The 2612-nt window shown below is 54.6% G+C and carries 3 protein-coding genes; all 3 read left to right on the top strand.

Annotated elements, in window-relative coordinates:
• Positions 1 to 201 (top strand): DUF6017 domain-containing protein (locus DWY95_RS16705; protein ID WP_243082899.1); only part of this gene is annotated, 201 nt, incomplete at its 5' end.
• Between the two features lie 100 nt (positions 202 to 301).
• Positions 302 to 772, top strand: coding sequence for a PcfB family protein (locus tag DWY95_RS16700; RefSeq protein WP_118554334.1), 471 nt, complete (start codon positions 302 to 304; stop codon positions 770 to 772).
• The gene (locus DWY95_RS16695) at positions 769 to 2574 is read left to right on the top strand and encodes a VirD4-like conjugal transfer protein, CD1115 family (RefSeq protein WP_118554333.1); all 1806 of its coding nucleotides are present in this window, start codon (positions 769 to 771) and stop codon (positions 2572 to 2574) included. The genes DWY95_RS16700 and DWY95_RS16695 overlap by 4 nt, the downstream gene beginning before the upstream one ends.
• The last annotated feature ends 38 nt before the right edge of the window (positions 2575 to 2612 follow it).

Raw genomic sequence — 2612 nt, 5'->3', positions numbered from 1 at the left:
GCGAAATTCTTGAAGCTGGACAGCCATCACATCGAGTTCGTCATGGACTGCCTGCGGGACAACACCACCAAAGTCCGCAACATCAAGCAATACCTGCGGGCCATGCTTTTTAACGCGCCCAGCACCATCAACAGCTACTATGCGTCCCTTGTGGCGCACGATATGGCGCAGCCTGATTGGGGCCGCCCGCCCAACAACTGACCGAAAGGAGCGTCCACCCATGAGACCCCTTTACCTGCGGCGGCTGGTGGTTCCACCCTAGCTGCCGCTTTTCCGACTACCTGCCAAGGAGGAATGCTGAATGCAGGAAGAAGTCACCCAGAAAACCATTGCCCTGTCCATGAAAACGGGCAAGCTCACCGCCCAAGCGCTGCAAGCTGCCCTGAAAAAATATTTGCAACACCGGGCCAAGGGGCCAAAACTGCACCATGGCAGGCAAAGCCTGAAACAGCTGAAAGCCCACGGCGCGGCCCTGACCAACATTGAAGTCACGGAAGCGAACATCGGGGCATTCAAACCCTGCGCCAAGAAGTACGGCGTGGACTTTACTCTGCGCAAGGACAAGACCACCCAGCCGTCCCATTACATCGTGATCTTCAAGGCCAAGGATGCGGACAATCTGGAACAGGCGTTCCGGGAGTTTACGGCCAAAACACTCTCCAAGGAGCAGCGGCCCTCCATCCGCAAGGTGCTGACAGCAGCCAAGCAGAAAGCCGCCCAGCAGCCGAAACGTGCGAAGGAAAAAATCAAGCAAAGGGGGCTGGAACGATGAAGCCTGAACTGAAAAAACTGCTGTTGCTGAATCTGCCGTATCTGCTGTTCGTGTACCTGTTCGCCAAATGCGGGCAGGCGTACCGTCTGGCTGCGGGCGTGGATGCTTCGGCAAAGCTGCTCCACCTGACGAGCGGCATCTCCGCCGCCTTTGCAAACCCGCTGCCCAGCCTGCATCCGTTTGACCTGTGCGTGGGCCTTGCCGGGGCGGTGGCTGTCCGGCTCATCGTGTACAGCAAAGGCAAGAACGCCAAGAAATACCGCAAGGGTGAAGAATACGGCTCTGCCCGATGGGGCACCGCCAAGGACATTGCCCCGTACATCGACCTCAAGTTTGAAAACAACATCCTGCTGACCCAGACCGAACGCCTGACCATGACCGGGCGGCCCAAAGACCCCAAAACAGCCCGGAACAAAAATGTGCTTGTGATCGGCGGCTCCGGCAGCGGCAAGACCCGCTTCTATGTCAAGCCCAACCTCATGCAATGTTTTCCTACTTCCGACTATCCCACCTCATTCGTAGTCACAGACCCGAAAGGTACTCTGGTTCTGGAAACTGGCCAAATGTTCCAGCGGGCAGGCTACCGTGTAAAAATCCTGAACACGATAAACTTTTCCAAGTCCATGAAGTACAACCCCTTTGTCTACATCCACTCGGAAAAAGACGTGCTGAAGCTGGTGAATACCCTTATCGCCAACACCAAGGGCGAGGGTGAAAAATCAGCAGAAGATTTTTGGGTGAAGTCAGAACGGCTGTTCTACACCGCGCTTATCGGCTACATCTGGTATGAGGCCCCGGCAGAGGAAATGAACTTCACCACCCTGCTGGAAATGATAAATGCCAGTGAAGCCCGCGAGGATGACCTAGACTTCCAAAGCCCGGTGGACCTCATGTTTGAGCGGCTGGAACAGAAAGACCCGGACCACTTCGCCGTCCGGCAATACAAAAAGTTTTTGCTGTCGGCAGGCAAGACCCGTTCTTCCATCCTGATAAGCTGTGGTGCCCGTTTAGCCCCATTTGACATCCGGGAGGTGCGGGAGCTGATGGAGGACGATGAAATGGAGCTGGACACCATCGGGGATGAAAAGACCGTGCTGTTCCTGATTATGAGCGACACGGACACCACCTTCAACTTCATTCTTGCCATGCTCCAAAGCCAGCTTATCAACCTGCTGTGTGACCGTGCGGATGATAAATACGGCGGTCGGCTGCCTGTCCATGTGCGACTGGTTCTGGACGAGTTCGCCAACATCGGGCAGATACCCAACTTCGACAAGCTGATCGCCACCATCCGCAGCCGGGAAATCTCGGCATCCATCATTTTGCAGAGCCAGTCGCAGCTGAAAGCCATCTACAAAGATGCCGCCGAAATCATTTCGGACAACTGCGATTCTGTTCTCTTTTTGAGTGGGCGGGGCAAAAATGCCAAAGAGATCTCCGATGCGCTGGGGAAAGAGACTATCGACAGTTTCAACACCAGCGAAAACCGGGGCTCTCAAACCTCCCACGGACTGAACTATCAAAAACTAGGAAAGGCGTTGATGTCAGAGGACGAAATCGCAATCATGGACGGCGGCAGATGTATTTTGCAGCTGCGGGGTGTGAGGCCGTTCTTCTCGGAGAAGTTCGACATCACCAAGCACCCGCACTACAAATACCTTGCGGACGCGGACAAGAAAAACACCTTTGATGTGGACAGGTTCTTATCCACCCTGCGCCGGAAACGGCAGCAGGTAGTCGCACAGGACGAAAGTTTTGACCTGTATGAAATTGACCTGTCGGATGAAAATGCAGCCGAATAATTTTATTTTTGAGTGCCGCAGAACAAGCGGCAGAAAGT

Source organism: Faecalibacterium sp. AF28-13AC (genome assembly GCF_003478405.1).
Lineage (GTDB): Bacteria > Bacillota > Clostridia > Oscillospirales > Ruminococcaceae > Faecalibacterium > Faecalibacterium prausnitzii_E.
The sequence above is the reverse complement of the archived record's forward strand: the minus strand, read 5'-3'. Positions and strand labels throughout refer to the sequence as shown.

What these genes read in the sequence shown, in the direction of transcription:
- DWY95_RS16700 (WP_118554334.1), top strand. Translation starts at nt 302, where the DNA reads ATGCAGGAAGAAGTCACCCAGAAAACCATTGCCCTGTCCATGAAAACG.
- DWY95_RS16695 (WP_118554333.1), top strand. Translation starts at nt 769, where the DNA reads ATGAAGCCTGAACTGAAAAAACTGCTGTTGCTGAATCTGCCGTATCTG.